This is a genomic window from Variovorax sp. 54 (assembly GCF_002754375.1).
In the GTDB taxonomy this organism is placed as follows: domain Bacteria; phylum Pseudomonadota; class Gammaproteobacteria; order Burkholderiales; family Burkholderiaceae_C; genus Variovorax.
Genome location: NZ_PEFF01000001.1, coordinates 6,528,316 through 6,545,623 on the forward strand (window position 1 = coordinate 6,528,316; position 17,308 = coordinate 6,545,623).

Below are 17,308 nucleotides of genomic sequence, written 5' to 3' on the forward strand. Positions count from 1 at the left end.
TCAGTTTCTTCAACCCCTGTGCTTCCAATCAACTTACCCAGGAAATTCATCATGACCACGACCACCACTTCCAACACCCAAACCACCGTCCTGCCTTTCGTCGGACGCATCCTCCTGGCGGCGATCTTCATCGTCAGCAGCCTTGGCAAGATCGCAGCGCCCGAGGCGACCCAGGGCTACATCGCCTCGGTGGGCCTGCCCGCGCCGCTGCTGGGCTACCTGGCGGCCATTGCCATCGAACTGGGCGGCGGCCTGCTGCTGCTGGCGGGCTACCGCACCCGGGCCGTCGCGCTCGGACTGGCCGTCTTCTCGATCGCCTCCGCGCTCATCTTTCACCACGCGCTGGGCGACCAGAACCAGCTGTTCCACTTCCTGAAGAACCTCGCGATGGCCGGTGGTCTGATCCAGGTCGTGGCCTTCGGCGCTGGTGCCTTCAGCATCGATAACCGCAAGCACCTGCCGCGTCAGTCGCTGGCCACCCGCTGAGCCGACGCGAACACAAGGCCCGCCCCAGTGATGGGGCGGGCTTTTTTTCGTGGGTATTGAACTGGTTCGTTCCCATGCGACCCCGCAGATTGCGTTCGAAGAAAGCTGCTATCCATCGTTAATTCAGATGGATCGGATCGAAAAATTCAGGCTTCTGCGCGAGACGAAATCTCCCTAACCTGCAACTTCACCCACCTACTCAGGAGATCGAAATGAAGCTCTGGAATCTCATCGACAAGCACCACGAAGACCTCGGCATTGCGCTCTTCATTCTTCCTAGCCTGCTGACGGCGTTCGCGACGGCCGGGATCGTCTTCGGCATCGGCCTGCTGTTCCGCTAGGGCCTCGCAGCGCCTGGGTTGTTGCTTCGGGTGTGCGCGTCGAGGAGAGAGGGGTGATGCGATGAAGATGCCTGAATGCAAAAAAGCCCGCCAGTGTTCCTGGCGGGCTTTTCGTGTGGAAGCGCCGCAGGCGCGTCGGGTTACGGCACCAGAATGGCCGACCCCGAGCGGCTGCGGGCTGCGATGTCCGCATGCGCGGTGGCCGCGGCCGACAGCGGATAGCGCGTGACATCGATCTGACCGAACACACCGGAGCGCAGCGCATCGAACACTGCGCGCGTCGCTTGTTCGCGCCCATCGCCTTGCAGATGCTGCGCCATCGGGCCGCCGAGCACCTTCACGCCGCGCGCCGTGAGCGAGGGCGCATCGATCTCGGGTGCACCGGAGGCCGCACCGATGTTGACGATCGTCCCGCCGTCGCGAACGCTCGCTTGCGAGGCCGCGAACGTGGCCTTGCCGACGAACTCGTAGACGACATCGACGCCTTGCGGCGCGATCTGGCGGATCTGCGCTGCGAGGTCCGCGTCGCTGGAGACCAGGGGGTGGTGCACGTCGGCGCGCAGGGCGTCGCGCTTGCCCGCACCGGCGGTGCCGATGACCGTGGCGCCCCGGGCCTTGGCCCATCGCGCGAGCAGCAGGCCGACGCTGCTGGATGCGCCCTGCACCAGGATCGTCTCGCCGGCCTGCAGGCGATGGAAAGCAAGTCATGGCGGCGAACCCTCGCGAGGCCGCCTACCTGATCGGGGGCAAGTCCCTGGCAGACAAACTGAAGGCCGGTGATGGTGTGGACCGCCCGGTTCATCGGCCCTACCAGCGGGTTGAGATGGACGCTCACGTGCTAAATGGGCTCTTCTGTATTCTGATCCCGCACCCGCATGGGGGGCACGTTCCAAAGATCGTTCGCCGACTCTGGGTAATCGTCATTGTGGAGGTCTACAGCCGGGCAGTGCTCGGGTATTACTTGAGCCTACACCCAGAGGTCAACAAGGAGGACGTGCTCAAGGCGATCAGATCCGCCCTGACACGCTGGCAGCGCAGGGCACTGTCGATGGGCAGGGGCAAGTATGAAGACGAAGCCGCGTTGCCGTCGAGGCACAGCGAGCGCTACGTCGGCCTCTGCTGGGACGAGACGAGCGTAGATGGCTCGCTGGCGGAAACCTGCAAGACCGTCAAGGACGTGCTACGCAATGTCGTTGGCTCTGTGATGGTGGACCCAACGCAAGGCTATGCAGCGCGGCGGCTGAAAGACGATCGGCCCTACATCGAGACCTTCTTCCGGACGCTAGGAGAGCAGGGCCTGAATCGGATGTCGAACTCGACTGGGAGCAAACCTTCCGACAAGCGCGGGCGCAATCCCGAGCAGGTCGCGCTCAACAGTCAGTTCCAATTGGAGTACCTTGAGGATCTCCTGGATGTACTGATCGCGAACTACAACGCAACGGAACACGCCGGGCTGGCCTACAGATCACCACTACAGACCCTGGATTTCGCGACAACCCGCGAGGAGGCTCCCGCCATACGCCGCGCAGACGCATCGCTGGTGAGCGGTCTGCTGAGTGTGCGAAAGATGTGCACAGTGAAGGGGGGATATCGAACGGGACGCCGACCCTACGTCAACTTCTACGGCGCCAGCTACAGCGGCGAATTTCTGATCGATCGCCATGACCTGGTGGGCACGAAGATCTGTGTGACCAGCCATTTGGAAAATGACGCGCGTGTCGCGCGAGCCTCCACGGCCAGCGGTCATTCACTGGGCATTCTTCGTGCCGCGCCACCATGGCATGGCTTTCCGCATTCTCTGGCTATACGCAGTGCGATCCGGACGTTGTTGAATCAGCGCAAGTTCCGGCTTGCGTCCGGCGGTGACGCCGTTGCGGCGTTCCTTGAGTACGTTGAGTTGTTGCCAGGCAAGAAGCTGCCGCCCCATCCCGCCTATCTAGACATGCGCAGAATCATGGAGGAGGTTGCACAGCGCAGGCAGGAAATCGGCCGTGATGACCAAGTCGAGATGGCCCGAGGTCGCCTCGCCGAAGGCCGAGAGTTTCGGGCACCACTTACAGGAGGCAATGCTGGCCACGTCGCGGAACCTCTCTCGGTACAAGCGCAAGGCAGCCCCATCCCCGCGCCAGAGCCAGCAGTCTCTTCCCGGAAGAGCCTCCCGATGCACCGAATGGCCGCCAGTGAGTAGCGCCATGGCTCGACTACCTCGCAAAAAAAACAACAGTCGGCTGCCCCCGCATGTCGACCGCAACCATCCCGTTCTATCGCAAAGGTATGCCATCCACACACCAGCGATCGAGGGTATGGCCAAGGTAATAGGCGATTGGATCGCCCAGAAAAAGACGGGGGGAGTCATTTTTGGTCCGTCTCGCTTTGGTAAGTCCAAAGCAATGCAGTGGTTCTTGCGTGACCTCTTGAAGCAGCGCTTCGGCAAGGATATTCCACTGCACATGTGGACGCGGACACCAGATATTCAAAGCAGTCAGGCCGAATTCTGGAAATCTCTGTTGAAGGCGACCGGTCACCGGTATGCGAAAGACAAGAGGTCTTGGGGTGAGCGTCGAGACATGCTCGTAGAGCATCTAATTTCCCTAGCCAAACGCTGCGAGGGAAACTTCGTGGCACTGCTCATCGACGAATCACAGGCGTTGACCCTCAGGGAGTGGAATTGGCTTTTGGGGCTACAGAACACACTGGACCGTGAAAACTATCGGTTTAGCGTCTACACAGTTTCGTCGCACCAGATGGGCTACCAGTACGAGCTGATGGCTCACTCCGACCATCCACATGTGGCCGCCCGGTTCATGGTTGCACATGCCCCCTTCTCGGGGCTGACCTCGGAAGTCGAGATCAAGTTCGTGTTGGAGGGGTACGACTTCGCGAGTGAATGGCCCAAACACTCGCGCGCGTCCTATTTAGCGCACTTCGCGCCCGACGCACATGCGCGCGGGAAGCGCCTGGCAAGTTGTGCCTCGACCGTGTGGCAAGTGATGAACGCGCTACTCCCGGAGGACTACGGTGGAGAGGCCAACTTTCCCATGCAACATCTTGCGCTCTCGGTGGAGAAAGTCTTGATGAATCTGGCTCACGGGGAAGATTGGGATGACGCAACGGGCGAGGAAGCCTGGCTGGAGGCATTTGCCGAAACGCAGTTCACCGACCACATGCGCCTGATTTCCGCAGAACTGCCGCGGCGGCGACGCAAGATGGCCTGAATATGGTGTCACACACAGGCATAGAAAGCGGGGCCACGAACATGGCCTCACTCAGTCGTGATCGACGATATCGCCGCGTCACTTGGACACCAGGGAGCATCCAGCCGTATGCCTCAGCCTGGATCACCGTCCAACGGTTCATTCTCTTGAACAGGCCGAGCCAGCAATCGTTCGAAGCCGATTTCATACTGAACGACGGAAGCGGCAAGACCATGTCCCTGGATTGCGCAATTTCGCCGGGTCGCTCACTGCGGTTGTCGCGATTCTGCCGGGTAACCGGTGACTCTGTACAGGCCTTGAGGTGGTCACAGGTAGGGCGGTACCCTGGCAGCCTACAGCCTCTCTTCGGTCGATTCGTGGTCTGGTGCCGTGCATGTTTGGGGGAGGGCTTCCACAGCGTTCTGTACTCGCTGTGCGGCCTCCGAATTTGCCCTGTGCACGCACTACCGCTCGAGTATCGGTGCCGCTGCGGACTGACAATTCCTCATGGGAAGCTCGGGAGCCCTTTTCGCTCCCCGGGGCGCTGTCGCTGCGGATTCGTGTTCCTCGAGCTAGGAGCAGCCAGAGACCCGAAGCCCAACCCGGCGCGCGATGTTGTGCTGGGCGATCTCTCTTGCTGGCTTGAAACTGCGGCAAGCCGGTTCTGGTTCGACCTGCGAGATCAGTGGTCACACTACCCGAGTATCGAGCGGTATCTCGTGCATGCCCAGCACTGGGCGCAAGCCATGCGCACACCCCACCCGCCCACATGCTGGGCGATCACGGAGTTGCCCGAACTGCGCTGCGAGCGTTGGGCATGCTCGGCACACGAATTCGGCGGGCAAAGGGAGAACGTAGGGAATGACGATATTGCGCCGACATTGGAGTTCGAAGCCGCCAGCGCGGTGTTCAAGTCGATCAAACGCCACTTGCTGCGCCACGTGCTCGATGGTCAAGTACGTCGATGGATCGAGGCATTCGCCCGATCCTCGGACGAGACTTTTATTCGGCGCCAACTGACCTCGAACGCAAACGCGCATGCACAGGACGCGTGGTGCCTGTTGCTGTGGTGGCAATCCTGCGTATGGAGCATCGGACTGCGCGATTGGTTCCGTCGCCAGGCGTACCAGATGCCACCGCAATGGGAAGTCAAGGCCGTCAACCTGCTTCCGTCAGAGGCATCCATGCATCCGCTGGACATGAGATTTCAAGGGAGGTTCCGGCGTTGGATCCTCAACTGGACGACTGCCGGAAGTTTGCTGATGCTTTGGGTAGCGGCGCGAAGGGCCGTGGCACGCGCGATGGCCAATGGTGAGCCGGTGTGGGGGCGGTGCGCGATCGGCGAACGGGTGTTTCCGGCCTGGAGCGTGGCAAGAGACAGCAATGGGAATTTTGTGCTGTGCATGGATGCACCGCACGAAGCCTGCTGGTCCCCGCGCAGACGGCAAGACAAGGTGACAAGAGTTCAACGCGTGAATGAACATCGGCTGCTGCGGAGTGAGCGGATCGCATCGCAGTGTGCGACGGTTTGCGCCTGGTATGACGCAGACTCGCCAGCATGGACGATGGGTCCTGGGCTTCAGCTGGGTATTGCTGACGACGCACGCAAGCTGCGGCTGCTCGGCAAGACGAAGTGCTTCTTCGTGATCTTCGAGCTGAAGGGCCTGGATGGCGCGCGATTCGCGGCGCAGAGCCTGACTCATCCCGTCGCTGCCAGTGCGAAGTCTGCGAAGGGCGCGATCAACGGCCTACGCATGGCGCTGGCTCGTTGGTCTGAAGACGGGGCCGCATCGGTGTTGACCCAGCCGCAGAAGTGTGAGGCACCAGATGAGAACATCCCGATTCCTTGAAGTCAGGCCGCTGCATCGTGGGCATTTCGCTTTCATGCGCTCAGTGCTACAGGGCGTTGAACCCGCAACGAGCTGGAACATCCACCTGCAGCTGGAAGGAATAAGAGTCAACGATCAAATGATCCATGAGCTCATGTCTCGGATTTGCTGCGAGTGCGCCGCAGCGGCGCGTCGCGACGGGAAATATCACGTGTCACGTCTACTGCGACTCAATCTGTTGGGGCCGGATGGCGAAGACAGTGCTTTCGGCGCCGACCGAGAGGCTGCGACAGCCTCGCCCGAGGAGCTAACTCATCATCTCCCGACGAACCCTAGGAGCAGAGCGCACAAGCGGGCGCGTCTTCTTCATCGTCAGTTGGAAGCACTTCGAGATTTCGAAGCGAAGATGCTTGCAATCATGTCGACCAAGGACTCCGTACGGAAGTGGCTTCCCGCAAAAACGGCCAAGCTGCTAGAAGAAGCTGGCGTGGGCACTTTGTCGCTGTTGGCCGCTCGCATTAATTGCGGTGACGTCCGATGGTGGCGCGGGGTACGCTCTGTAGCCCACGTGAAAGCAACCAGGATTGCCGACTGGGCATACATGCACGCGACGGACATTGGCATCCGTATCGTGCCGACACATGGCCTGGCTGCCGGTCTGTCCGACTGTCGAATCATTGAGCAGCCATCTACTGCCTTGGTGCCTCTCGAGCGGCTTCTCGTACCCTGGAAGCTTGACGGCCACGACGGTGCATTTCGCCTGCCTTCGAGTGAATGCACGCTGGAGGCGGACAACGACCTCCAGGCGATCCAAGCATGGCTCGACAATACGCAGAACGCCTCGGGCTCAACCGGGACCTTTCGCTCGTACCGCAGAGAGGCCGAACGGTTGCTTCTGTGGTGCGTCCTTGTTAGACACAAGCCCGTCTCGTCCTTGACTCGCGCAGATGTGAGGGCCTTCAGAGACTTTCTGATGGACCCGCCGGCTCATTGGTGCGGGTACCGCGGAAGCCGTCGTGACTCGGTCCAGTGGCGGCCGATGGAAAAGGGCTTGAGCGCTCCCACTTTGGGTCAAGCGCTAACCATCATCGGAGCGCTGTTCAAGTACCTGGTCACACACCAGTATGTCTACCACCATCCGTTGATGGCCCCTCGCGTCCTTGTCGCCATACGCCCCGATGCGCGGCTGCAGCGGACGCTGACGTTCGAGCAATGGGAATGGATCAGCCGCGATCTCATTGCAGAACTCGAAGCCAAGGCCGCACATGAGCCGACCCGGCGTCGTGCGCGTGCCATCCGATGGCTCTACGCTACCGGTCTGTCGCTGTCGGAATTGGTCTCCGTGCAATGTGGCGCGTTGCGACTGATACGCTTCGCTCGAGATGATGGGGAGCCTGAAAGTGCCTGGATGGTCCGGGTCGTTGACAAATACCAGCGCACTCGTGACGTGCCGCTGCCGCGGCAGTTGATTGTCGAACTAGGCGACGAACTCGCCGCTGCGGGCCGGCCGCGTGCGCCGACCGCACGTGTGAATGCACGAGTGCCGGTGGTCGGAAGATTTTCCGCCGCTGACGGGGGCGTTCCTCCGCCGTGGACCGCAGGGGCACTGTACAAGTCAATAAAAATTTTCATGGAGGCTTGTGCCTCCCACATGAACAGCCGGGACGCAATGCAGGTTCGGCAAGCGTCCGCCAGTTGGTTGCGCAACACGCACAGCCTGCACGCAGTGCTTGGGCGAAGCGATGGTGAGCGCAAGCCTGTTCCTCCCCAATACGTTGCGATGAACGTGGGCAGCCACTCGCCGTGGTTGGTTGCGACGCACCAGCCCCTGACCGAAGCGCAACGTCAGAAAGCGATGAAGGATTTCTGGCCGCCAGACGGCACACTATGAACGCGGCGACGATGGACACGCCCTCTGCAGGGAGCAAACGCGACGTACCGACCTCGAATGCTTCGTGCCACCGGTTTCCGTAGACTCCCACAATGCGGTATTTCGTTCACAAACCGTCCAGCTAGATTCGGGGTGATCTCGGTTTCAGTGCAAATCGCAGCGGGTAGTGACAGGGGTAAACCCTTCCCTGTCCAGTTGGCACGCGCGTCCCAGGCCTTCGCTTCAGGGCGTACGCCAGCCAACACGGTGCCCAGCCGCCGTGGCGTCGTGACGGGCATCGTCTTCGGTGTGCAAATAGATGCTGGTCGTGCTGATGTTGGCGTGCCCCAGGTTGTCTCGGACTACTTTTAGGTCGACCTTTTCACTCTGGTGGCTTCCGGCTGTGTGACGAATCCAGTGCGTCGACGCCTGCTCGAGATGAGTCGCCGTAGCCTCGAACTCGGGGCCACGCTGCCGCAGCGCCGCAGCGGCGGCGTGCATCACTCCCTTGACGAGTTCGTGAATGGCGCTCCGCGCCATCGGCTTGATCGGGGCGATCAACGTCATCACCAGTGGCGTGCCTTCGCCCTCCAATGGGAGCGGGCTCAAGGCATGGGCCTTGCGGTAGCGCATCAATTCGGCCATCAATTCGCCCGTAGCTGGAACCAGTCGGGTCTTGCTGCCTTTACCGGTGATTTCGAGCCACCAGCGCTCGCGCCCATCGGTGCCGCGCCGACTGAAGAATCCGCCCATGCTGGCATCGCAGATCTCGGACACGCGCAGCCCGCCGATGTACAGCACTGAAAACAGCCATCGGCAGCGCGATGCGTGCAGCTTTTCACGTTCGCTACTTATGGGCATCGCTTCGATCGCTGCCTTCACCACGTTCCAATGCTCCTCTGGCAAAAAGCGGTTCACACGAGGTGCGGTCTGCCGGCGCCTGCGACGGCTCAGCGCCAACGGATTGCCGGCCAGGTATCCGGCCTCCACGAGCCAAGAGAACATCGCATTGAGGATCGACAGCGCCTGACGCAGGCTCGATGGGCCAAGTGGGCCCGCAAAGGGTCGCCAGCGTGGCGAGTTGCGGCCCGGCTTCTGACCCGGCGCCATGACCCAGCGCTCGGCCGGCTGCGGGTCCCCGAGGAAACGCTGGTAGAGCAGCAGGTCCTCGTGCGTAAGGTCAGAGAGGGCTGCGCCGCGCTGCAGGACGCACCACAGCAGGAGACGTTCGGCTTCCTTGCGATAGCTGGAGAGGGTGGCGGGTGAGTCAGCGTAGCGGGCCAGCCAGGCAAGCACGGCCGAGCGGTCATCGAGCGCGGCCAACTGCGAGGGCAAACTGGCGCGATTGCGGCCGCGGCTACCGTCCAGGTGGGCCGGAGCCATCATTTGATCGAGGCTGACGAGTGCATTCATGCAGAACTACGTGCAGTAGAAGGGCATAGTCAATTTTATGGACATTAGAGTAGTTATGTCCATGGATGAACCATTGCATAAATTAATTCAACACATTACGTTGTATTATTTATGAATGAATACCGAAATCGAACTCCAGAGCGACATCGAAGCCCTCAGGGGGCGATTTACGGAGACCAAAGACCTCTATCGCGAGGTTTGCGCGTTGCTGTTCTTCCGCTATGGCATCACCCCCACGGCCAGCAAGCTGTACCAGTTCGTGCGCAAGGGCTCGATGAGCGCTCCAGCAGAGGCGTTGGCCCAATTCTGGGAGGATCTGCGCAGCAAGGCGCGCGTCGAAATTGACCATCCGGATCTGCCGCCTGAACTCAAAGAGAGCGCAGCGGAAGCCATCGCCGAGCTGTGGCGCCAGGCCACGGCCGCCGCACGCCAGGAGTTGGCGGTGATGCGCTTGGAGGACCAGGCCGCGGTCGAGCAAGCCCAGGGAGAGGAAACTCGGGCTCGCCAGGCGGAAACTGAGGCACTGGCCAACGCCGATACCCTGCGTCGGCAGCTGAGCAAAGCTCAGGAATCGCTCCAGCAGCGGCAAACGGACCTGGAGGCAGAGTGGCGCGCCCACGCCAGCGCCGTTGCACGCTTGCAGGAGTTGCAGCGCCACTTCGAGGAGGCGCGCAATCAGCAGGAGCGGGCTCGAGCAGATTTCAGCGTCAACTTAGGCAAGGCGCGAGAGGCCGTGGACGTCGCGAACGGTCGTTCGGACGCTGCCGAGCGGCGCGCACTGCTGGACATCGACCAGGAGCGTCAGGCTCGGATCAGAGTCGATAAGCAGCTCGAGGCTCTGCGCAGCCAACAGGCGCAGACCGAAGGCCGCTATCGCGAGAACATGCTGGCTCAGGCTGATGCGATTGCGCGGCTGCAGGTCAAGGCCGATGCAACAGAAGAGTCGCAACGGGAGCTCACCGCCAGCAACCGAAGCCTTGCCACCGAGCTTCAGGCCGCGCGGGAACAGCTGGCAGTAAGCCAGCAGGAAGCGCTGCAATATCGCGCTGAAGCGCAAACGTTGCGCGAGCTGCTGGATCGACTGTCGCCATCTCAAGAAGTGTCACAACAGGAAGTTCCTGCTTCGAAGCCCTCAAGGGTCAGCGCACGTAAGGCCCGATAGCGCACACTTGTCATCCAGAAAAAAACCGCCCGAAGGCGGTCTTTTCTTCCCAAGCAAAAGCCAACTGAATGACGCCACAAGGGAGGAGTGGTGAGTGCAATCATAGGCGATTCGAACCGAGGAAACCTTGAACACCGTAAAAGGTGGAGAAGTCAAGTGATGAGGGCGCCACGAATCTGCAGCTGCGGCTGAGCCCGGAGGCAACAGTGGCAGATCTGCGACAAGGGGAGCGCGATTCAGGCCGTCTTACGGACTTTTAACGACGAATTGCACTTGATGACCGCCCGCATAGCGTATTAGATTTGTCGGAGGGGTGTACGCTTTTGGAGGCGCGGGCTGCCCGCATTAAAGGTGTGTTGGTATGAAGAAATCGTTGCTCGGGTTCACGGCCTCGACCGAATTCAAGCTGCGGATGAGCGAGAGCTTGAAGAAGACGGCCGCATCACGTGCGCGGCTGGGGCTACCGAAGGCCGTCGTTGTTGATGGCGTGGTGTTTAGGGAATACCCAGATGGAAGGCGTGAGCGAGTCAACAAGCAGTCGCCCGCTTGACATGCGCCGTATCGATGAAGATCAGCGCGAATCATCCGCGGCGACTACGTCACGCCGATGAACGAGGGGACAAAGTGATCTTTCACAAAGCCAAAACGACGGCCTGTCCACCCTGCCAGTTGCCGACCATCGATGCCAGGGATCTGTCCCAAGGCGACCAGGGGGTGCAGCCCACGTTGCCGCCTCCTGCTCACGGCCCCTCTCTCTCCGAGACCCTCACAGCCGCGCCCAACTTGTTGTCGAGGAAATGTGGAGGCACGAGACACTGGTTCTTGCGATTCGTCTTTCGGTTCAGCAACGCAAGAATTGCCATCCTTCGTTGCCAGCTTGCTCCGGTTCATTCGAAAGGACCTTAACATTCATTCTGCTCTAGTTGCTCAAGGCCTCACACAGGATATCTATGCTCAAGTCTGCGTTGGACGATCATGCTTTCGGAAGCGAAATGGCAAGCCTTATCTCCCCCGCACGACCAATCCAAAGCATCGAGTATTTGCATGGACGCGCTAAAGAACTTGAGCGAATTACCCGGGCACTTTTCGCTCCCGGTCGGCATATTTTTATTTACGGCGATCGTGGAATCGGCAAGTCGTCCTTGGCTGCGTCGGCTGCGGCGCAGGCTCAGTCGTCCGACTCGCCATATATTGATGTCTCATGCTCGACGGACTCTACGTTCCGCAGTGTGATTGCGAACATCGGCTCTCAAGCAGTGCGGCTTAGCCGGATTCACAAGACGAAAAGAACGCTGTCGGCGGGGATCGAACTGCGATTTCTTAAGCTCAGCGTAAGCGAAGAGGTCACAGACAACGACCTTTTTGAGGTAATCCGGACGGTCGGGGATGCCGTCGAAGTCTTGCGAGAGGTTGCAGCCGTTCACTCAATACGACCAGTGGTAGTTCTCGACGAGTTTGATCGCATGGCTAGCGAGCACGAGCGGGGCTTGTTCTCAGACTTAATCAAGCAACTTGGCGATAAGAAGATAAATGTCACTTTCTTTTTCACCGGAGTGGGTCATACACTCGACCAGCTACTAGGGGCTCACCCGTCTGCCATTCGACAGTTTGAGACCATTGAACTTGAGAAATTGAATTGGACCGCCCGATGGAATATTGCAGTTAATGCTCTTGTTAAATTTGGCGTTGAAATAGAAGACAACATTCGAGTAAGAATTGCCGCTGTCAGTGACGGCTATCCAGCATACGTGCATTTGATCACCGAAAAGCTACTTTGGCGGCTGTGGGACGATCCATCGGAAGTTTCCAATGTCGACTGGAATCACTACAACGGAGCGATTCAAGATGCCATTGTGAGCGTCAACGCGGAGCTAAAGCGGCCATATGAGCAGGCTGTGAATCAGCGAACGGAGGATTTCGAAGAGGTGCTATGGGCGGCTGCAGATTCAGAATACCTTGATCGCGACCTTCGGCAGATATTTAGCTCATACTGCTATGTGATGAGGCAGCGCCCCGGCCGTATCGCAATGGAATACAAGCAATTTTCGGCTATCTTGAACAAGCTGAAAAGTAAATCTTGTGGCGAGATCGTTGTGGCATCGCGATTTGATCGTCGAGGCTGGGTGGCCTATCGCGAAAGCATGCTGCGCGGCTACGCTCGCATGCGGGCTGAAGCACGCAACATTAAGCTTGTAGGGGAGCAGGAAACTCCACGGCAGGTAATGCACGCACCAGGCGGTGGTGGCCGCACGTTTGGTTCGGCGGTTCCCAAGGGTGTCCACATGGGACGCATTCGAGCAACCGAAGACGACGAGAGCGAATGAATCGCTAGATTTGGAGTTCAAGGGGTCGTGCGGCAATGTGAGGGTGCCGCTCATCTATGCCTGTGTCGAAATTCACGGGGCGTGGAACTCTCATCCCTTTGGAGTCAATCACTTACGCGCTGATTGATCATTGGGGATGGAACCGCTGTTTCACTAAAGATGGAGTTCTTCGGGTTTTGTCTCACTAACTTTGGAAGTTAGTGGCTAAATTTCGGCGTCGGCTGGCGTCGTTGCTGCGCGACGCCGAAAGACCGCCATCGGCCAGAAGCCGTCCTTGGCGATGTTCGCCTAAAGTTGACAAGCGGCTGCCTGATCTGCTGGCCTGAACGGTTATGCTTACTTTTCCTCACAAATAACGGAGAGACACGAATGGCTATCGCTAAGGCTTGGGCACCGAAGTTCCCTGTTGGCTCAACTGTGACGCTGAATACCGGAGGGGGCCCGGTCATGTCGGTGAAGCATGAGCCGGGCAAAGAAGGGGCGAGCTACTACTGTCAATGGTTCGCTGGCAAGAAGCTTGACCAAGGCGAGTTCAAGGAAGAACAGCTCATCGCCGCCGAGCCTAAGGCTCCGTTGCCCGCGCCTGAAACCGAGAAAAAGTGATGCTGGCGTCCGAGGCTGCACAGTGGATGCTCGCCATGCTGCATCGCGACGGCTGCATCTATCAGGATGACACGGTCGACATGCTCACAAAGGCAAATGCGGAGGATCTGCTTCGCGAGAACCCAGACGGAAACATTGTTCTCGGGAGTGGATTGCTCAACGCCTTCAAAAAAATCTCGGCTAGCGCGGTGTGGATCAAGCCCGACCGCTACTGGCGCTGGCGTGTCGATGAGGATGAGCCTGGTCGCGATCAGCGCGGATAGCTTTGCGCACTAGGAGATTTCACACCGACGTGCTTGCTCAGTCTGAATTCCCGCTCTCACGTTTTACTTAACGTAGCGCGTGTAGTGATCCGTGCCCGATGTTAGAGAGACAGACGGCGGTGTAACACAGCACGCCTGCGTCCCTCTAATCACGCTAGGTTGCAGAAAGCCCCTTCATGACTACCGTCGTTGCATCGAGCAATTTCCGCGTCCAGCAGGCCATTCAATTCACGCAGCGGATGGATAGAGCGGCGTCGAGCCTTGGCAGGGAGCCTTTCACACTCGATTTCTCACGTATAACTGGAGCGTTCGCTTCGGCGATGTTGCCCGTTTGTGTTAAAGCCATGGCGTTGCGAGAGCAAGGCCTCCAAGTCCGCTTAATTGAACCGAATGACCAAAGCATGCGTCGGTTGTTCAGCAATACAGGCTGGAGCAATTTGATTGAACCAGAGCGGTTCGAAAGAGTTCGTCTCGGGCGAAACCTCCGTCAGTTCCCGGCAACTAACTACAGAACGCATGAGGAACAGAATCAAGTTCTTAATAGAATTCTAGAGTTGATTCTATCGGTCACCCCAAACCTTGATCGGCGCGCGTTCGCAGCTGTCGAGTGGGCGCTGAATGAAATTACCGACAATGTACTGAATCACAGCGAATCCAGCGTGGGCGGGTTGCTTCAACTCTCAGTTTTTAATGCCACCACTCACAAAGTCGAGTTTTCAGTTGCGGACGCTGGACAGAGTATTCCAGTATCTCTTGGCCCAACTCTCACGGACAGGGGGAGCGACAGAGATGTACTGCTTGCCTCCGTCAAAGAAGGAGTTACCCGAAGCGCCGTGAGCTTCCAAGGAAACGGCTTGTTCGGAGCTCTTCAAATATGCCGCGCGAGCAGGGGTATTTTTGCAATTAATTCTGGCGGAGCCTATTTGACATCAGTTCGCGGGGGAGAGCCGTTTGCCAAAAACACGGGACTGAGATCCGGTATAACTTCAATAGATGCCACCATTGACTTCAGCGACGTAAACTTACTTGAGCAGGCATTGGTCTTTGGCGGGAAGAAACATACGCCAGTGGACTACCTGGAGCTCACTTATGAGTCTTACGATTCTGATGATTTGATAGTGCCTATTCAGGAGTCCGGTGTATCAATAAGATCTCGTCAAGCAGGCTTTTTATTTCGAGTGAAGTTGGAAAATCTTTTAAGACATTATCCGGACCGAGCCGCCATCCTGGAATTTGGCGATACTCCCGTAATTTCGAGCAGCTTTGCCGACGAAGTTCTTGGGAAGTTGTTTCAAGCAATGGGGCCCATGTCTTTTTCGAGGCGAATCATTATTCGCGGCGCAAATGAGACCGTTCAAGCAATCATCGATAGGTCAATCCTTCAGCGAATGCAATCTGCTAATGGAAAAACTCCGACCTAAACCGATGGATCAGACGGTCAAGCGTTGGCCGGCTGTGCCACAGCGTGTCATTGTTGCCTTCTCGGGGCGAGCTCTTGCCTGCCAATCATCACGAACGTTAGATGACGACTCTTTGGCGGTGATGCGATCGGCTGCTTATGGCCGACTGTAGCCGGTCGCGCTGCTGTCGCGAAGGGCCCGAAGCAGCCGGCCGCTAAATCCGAAAGAGGACATTCGAGTAAAGTCGTTTTTCCCGCCAGCATCAGCGAACCCATGCCTAAGACATTGCCCCGAACCATCTGCCTCGTGACCTGGTGCACGCGTGAGGTGACAGTGCGGCTTTCATTTGGGAATCGCTTGACCTTTGCCAACGCAGTGAGCACGTGACGGGCGGTCCGGATGCCCCGAGCCGCCGACGGCCGTGGCTACAGTCGATGCAGGCCCTCGCCGTCGCGGCCTTGATCGGCTGGGGTTGCCTTGTGGGAGCGACCGAAGTGGCGGAAAGCCTGCGCACCGGGGTGCTCAACAACCGCAAAGGACCTGACATCCTTGCAGCCGAGCAGCCCGTCTTTTACTGGGCCCTGATCGGCTTCTACACGGCGGCAACCCTGACCGCCGCCGGCTTGGCGCTTTTGGTGCTGGCCATTGCCGTGCGCGATCTGATTGGTGCGAGAGGCCCTGATCGATGAACACGTCGTCTACGCGCCTGGCGACCTGCGTGCCGGTGGTGACGAGCCCGTTGTCGGTTGTCCGTGCGGCGCAGTTCTCCTGGCCCACTCACAAACGCCTGCGTGGCGACGCCGAAGGACCGCTGTTGGCCGAGTGCGGCCCTCGGAGAGCATTCTGCCGCGCCCCCACCCGCGCCCGGCCTGGCCTGGCCAGGCCAGGTCTGGCAAAGACTTGAGCATTGCGACTGGTAGGCGCATCTTCTGCAGGGCTCGAAGCGACGGCCTGCAATCCGCCAGAGGAGAGGAGTGCGTTGCGCACATCGACGGCCCGCGTGAGAGGAGCGTTCGTACTCTTCGTCGGTCAGCGGTCGGGGTGGGATCGCTTGGGCACCTACGACTTGCGCCGCAAAAGCACCATCAAGCCTACAAGCGAACCGCGTCTGATCGTCGCTCGCCTTCGATTTTGTTCACTGTACCCCACCAGCTGGGCCATCCACGCCCTCGGGGAGGGGGATCGCCAGTCGGCCAGCGCGCGAGCTTGGCCTGCCAATTTCACCGTGGTGCTCGGTAGATAGGACGCGACGGAGACCAAGCCGACGCCTGGGTCATCTCGAATATCGGGAACCTCATGCTCCGGTGCGGTCGTCCCTCCGAAGCTCGTGAATATCTGGAGAAAAGCTTAGAGCTAGATAAGAATTCTGACTACGCACACGCAAGGATGGCAGAGGCAATTAAAGCTGAATCAGCAGCTCGCAAAACTCCGAGCGGAGGGGCGGCGACAGATTCTCGCGGCTGAGAATTCGCTCTCCAGCTTGAACGGTTTGGCTAAGTTCGCATTCGTCGAGGAGCCGACCCCGCTGTAGGCATAAGTGCAGCCTGAACCCGCGGCTGACCTTTTGCTGGGGCCAGGCTAGTCAGCGTATCGAACGAAAGTCGCTAAGGACGCAAAATAGCACAATGAGCTTCGAAAGTGACTTCGAGAAAATGACGACAGCCGTGAAAGCGGCGGAAGACGAGATCGTCATGGCAGCGATGTTCCACGAGACCTGGAAGCCCGCAGCATTCGACGAAGATCTGCGGGCTCGAATAGGCACCTCCTACGCAGCGCATTCGTTCAATATAGTCCGGATCGCACTGCGTCGCGAGATGATCCTTGCGCTCATGCGAGTCTGGGACAGAAGCAAAGAAGCCGTCCGGATGACTGCGATCGCCGAGAAGCTCAAGGACGAAAGGTTCTTCCAGGATCTTGTCGCCAAGCGCGCTGTGCGCCTGGGAATGGCTGCCTCGGGTGTTGAGGCCCTCCTGACAGAGGCCCTTGACCAGAAGCGCCAGGCTGTTCTCTCTCTAGTCAGGAAGTACGCCGAAGGGGGGCCTGGGCACGTGGCGTTCAAGAAAATCAAGGCACTTCGAGATGAGCGCTTAGCTCACAGGCAAGCTGTCGACGCCTCTGCCGCTAGAGACGACCCCGATGACAAGGAAGTAGAAGCTTTCTATGTGGACAGTTTGTCCGTGGTGACGTTCCTGTTGTCACTGGTGCTCGCCAAAGCTTTTGACCTCAACGAGGCGGGCGACGTTTATAGACACCACGCTAAATTCTTCTGGGCAGGTGCTCGAGGCGAACGCACAGAGGGGCATCCTAACTATCGCAAACCCACCGGAGAGTAGGCCCCTCGTAGTATGGGAGTTGGTCACCGCTTCAGATTCATTTCCGACTTTCGACTGAGGGTTCATCGCGTTCGTGCCAAATCGGACTAG

At 59.0% G+C, this 17,308-nt stretch carries 17 protein-coding genes; 15 read left to right on the forward strand and 2 right to left on the reverse strand.

Annotated elements, in window-relative coordinates; genetic code table 11:
• The first annotated feature begins 51 nt into the window (after positions 1 to 51).
• Together CLU95_RS29960 and CLU95_RS31240 are read left to right on the forward strand one after the other, a co-directional pair.
• Positions 52 to 486 (forward strand): DoxX family protein, encoded by a 435-nt coding sequence (locus tag CLU95_RS29960; protein ID WP_099796950.1) that lies wholly within the window; start codon positions 52 to 54, stop codon positions 484 to 486.
• A gap of 212 nt (positions 487 to 698) precedes the next feature.
• Complete coding sequence (locus tag CLU95_RS31240) at positions 699 to 827, forward strand: hypothetical protein (RefSeq protein ID WP_257214771.1); 129 nt, start codon at positions 699 to 701, stop codon at positions 825 to 827.
• A 140-nt stretch (positions 828 to 967) separates the two neighbouring features.
• Here CLU95_RS31240 and CLU95_RS29965 read toward each other — a convergent pair whose 3' ends face one another.
• Complete coding sequence (locus CLU95_RS29965) at positions 968 to 1,492, reverse strand: zinc-binding dehydrogenase (RefSeq protein WP_180288702.1); 525 nt, start codon at positions 1,490 to 1,492, stop codon at positions 968 to 970.
• 41 nt (positions 1,493 to 1,533) lie between these two features.
• Here CLU95_RS29965 and CLU95_RS30985 point away from each other — a divergent pair, with 41 nt between their 5' ends.
• From CLU95_RS30985 to CLU95_RS29980, 4 genes are all read left to right on the forward strand, one after another.
• Entirely contained in the window at positions 1,534 to 3,015 is a 1,482-nt protein-coding gene (locus CLU95_RS30985) for a hypothetical protein (protein ID WP_180288703.1), read from the forward strand.
• 4 nt (positions 3,016 to 3,019) lie between these two features.
• Positions 3,020 to 4,042, forward strand: coding sequence for an ATP-binding protein (locus CLU95_RS29970; RefSeq protein ID WP_180288704.1), 1,023 nt, complete (start codon positions 3,020 to 3,022; stop codon positions 4,040 to 4,042).
• Between the two features lie 539 nt (positions 4,043 to 4,581).
• A complete protein-coding gene (locus tag CLU95_RS30780; RefSeq protein ID WP_143606070.1) occupies positions 4,582 to 5,871 on the forward strand; it encodes a hypothetical protein in 1,290 nt (429 codons plus the stop codon).
• A gap of 397 nt (positions 5,872 to 6,268) precedes the next feature.
• On the forward strand, positions 6,269 to 7,741 hold the full coding sequence (locus CLU95_RS29980) for a phage integrase family protein (protein WP_180288705.1): 1,473 nt from the start codon (positions 6,269 to 6,271) through the stop codon (positions 7,739 to 7,741).
• A gap of 222 nt (positions 7,742 to 7,963) precedes the next feature.
• On the opposite strand, the gene CLU95_RS29985 is transcribed toward CLU95_RS29980, so the two are convergent.
• The gene (locus CLU95_RS29985; protein ID WP_099796955.1) at positions 7,964 to 9,133 is read right to left on the reverse strand and encodes a tyrosine-type recombinase/integrase; all 1,170 of its coding nucleotides are present in this window, start codon (positions 9,131 to 9,133) and stop codon (positions 7,964 to 7,966) included.
• A gap of 115 nt (positions 9,134 to 9,248) precedes the next feature.
• Between CLU95_RS29985 and CLU95_RS29990 the strand changes: the two genes are divergently transcribed.
• The 9 genes from CLU95_RS29990 (at position 9,249) to CLU95_RS30020 (ending at position 17,218) form a co-directional block, all read left to right on the forward strand.
• Positions 9,249 to 10,295, forward strand: a complete 1,047-nt coding sequence (locus tag CLU95_RS29990) for a DNA-binding protein (RefSeq protein WP_099796956.1) — start codon at positions 9,249 to 9,251, stop codon at positions 10,293 to 10,295.
• 361 nt (positions 10,296 to 10,656) lie between these two features.
• On the forward strand, positions 10,657 to 10,845 hold the full coding sequence (locus CLU95_RS30785; RefSeq protein ID WP_143606071.1) for a hypothetical protein: 189 nt from the start codon (positions 10,657 to 10,659) through the stop codon (positions 10,843 to 10,845).
• Between the two features lie 400 nt (positions 10,846 to 11,245).
• Positions 11,246 to 12,619 carry an AAA family ATPase gene (locus CLU95_RS29995; protein ID WP_099796957.1) on the forward strand — a complete coding sequence of 458 codons (1,374 nt, stop codon included), beginning with the start codon at positions 11,246 to 11,248 and terminating at the stop codon, positions 12,617 to 12,619.
• 369 nt (positions 12,620 to 12,988) lie between these two features.
• The gene (locus tag CLU95_RS30000; protein WP_099796958.1) at positions 12,989 to 13,222 is read left to right on the forward strand and encodes a DUF2158 domain-containing protein; all 234 of its coding nucleotides are present in this window, start codon (positions 12,989 to 12,991) and stop codon (positions 13,220 to 13,222) included.
• Positions 13,222 to 13,485 carry a DUF6953 family protein gene (locus tag CLU95_RS30005; protein WP_099796959.1) on the forward strand — a complete coding sequence of 88 codons (264 nt, stop codon included), beginning with the start codon at positions 13,222 to 13,224 and terminating at the stop codon, positions 13,483 to 13,485. The genes CLU95_RS30000 and CLU95_RS30005 overlap by 1 nt, the downstream gene beginning before the upstream one ends.
• A gap of 176 nt (positions 13,486 to 13,661) precedes the next feature.
• Positions 13,662 to 14,906 carry an STAS-like domain-containing protein gene (locus CLU95_RS30010; protein WP_099796960.1) on the forward strand — a complete coding sequence of 415 codons (1,245 nt, stop codon included), beginning with the start codon at positions 13,662 to 13,664 and terminating at the stop codon, positions 14,904 to 14,906.
• A 413-nt stretch (positions 14,907 to 15,319) separates the two neighbouring features.
• Complete coding sequence (locus tag CLU95_RS30015; protein WP_099796961.1) at positions 15,320 to 15,574, forward strand: hypothetical protein; 255 nt, start codon at positions 15,320 to 15,322, stop codon at positions 15,572 to 15,574.
• Between the two features lie 607 nt (positions 15,575 to 16,181).
• Complete coding sequence (locus CLU95_RS31385) at positions 16,182 to 16,349, forward strand: hypothetical protein (protein ID WP_143606072.1); 168 nt, start codon at positions 16,182 to 16,184, stop codon at positions 16,347 to 16,349.
• Positions 16,350 to 16,510: 161 nt separating this feature from the next.
• Positions 16,511 to 17,218: an AbiU2 domain-containing protein gene (locus tag CLU95_RS30020; RefSeq protein ID WP_099796962.1), complete on the forward strand. Its 708-nt coding sequence runs from the start codon at positions 16,511 to 16,513 to the stop codon at positions 17,216 to 17,218.
• Positions 17,219 to 17,308 lie beyond the last annotated feature (90 nt).

Coding starts and splice junctions, on each gene's coding strand:
- CLU95_RS29960 (WP_099796950.1), top strand. CDS start 52: ATGACCACGACCACCACTTCCAACACCCAAACCACCGTCCTGCCTTTC.
- CLU95_RS31240 (WP_257214771.1), top strand. CDS start 699: ATGAAGCTCTGGAATCTCATCGACAAGCACCACGAAGACCTCGGCATT.
- CLU95_RS30985 (WP_180288703.1), top strand. CDS start 1,534: ATGGCGGCGAACCCTCGCGAGGCCGCCTACCTGATCGGGGGCAAGTCC.
- CLU95_RS29970 (WP_180288704.1), top strand. CDS start 3,020: ATGGCTCGACTACCTCGCAAAAAAAACAACAGTCGGCTGCCCCCGCAT.
- CLU95_RS29980 (WP_180288705.1), top strand. CDS start 6,269: ATGTCGACCAAGGACTCCGTACGGAAGTGGCTTCCCGCAAAAACGGCC.
- CLU95_RS29985 (WP_099796955.1), bottom strand. CDS start 9,133: ATGAATGCACTCGTCAGCCTCGATCAAATGATGGCTCCGGCCCACCTG.
- CLU95_RS29990 (WP_099796956.1), top strand. CDS start 9,249: ATGAATACCGAAATCGAACTCCAGAGCGACATCGAAGCCCTCAGGGGG.
- CLU95_RS30785 (WP_143606071.1), top strand. CDS start 10,657: ATGAAGAAATCGTTGCTCGGGTTCACGGCCTCGACCGAATTCAAGCTG.
- CLU95_RS29995 (WP_099796957.1), top strand. CDS start 11,246: ATGCTCAAGTCTGCGTTGGACGATCATGCTTTCGGAAGCGAAATGGCA.
- CLU95_RS30000 (WP_099796958.1), top strand. CDS start 12,989: ATGGCTATCGCTAAGGCTTGGGCACCGAAGTTCCCTGTTGGCTCAACT.
- CLU95_RS30005 (WP_099796959.1), top strand. CDS start 13,222: ATGCTGGCGTCCGAGGCTGCACAGTGGATGCTCGCCATGCTGCATCGC.
- CLU95_RS30010 (WP_099796960.1), top strand. CDS start 13,662: ATGACTACCGTCGTTGCATCGAGCAATTTCCGCGTCCAGCAGGCCATT.
- CLU95_RS30015 (WP_099796961.1), top strand. CDS start 15,320: ATGCAGGCCCTCGCCGTCGCGGCCTTGATCGGCTGGGGTTGCCTTGTG.
- CLU95_RS31385 (WP_143606072.1), top strand. CDS start 16,182: ATGCTCCGGTGCGGTCGTCCCTCCGAAGCTCGTGAATATCTGGAGAAA.
- CLU95_RS30020 (WP_099796962.1), top strand. CDS start 16,511: ATGAGCTTCGAAAGTGACTTCGAGAAAATGACGACAGCCGTGAAAGCG.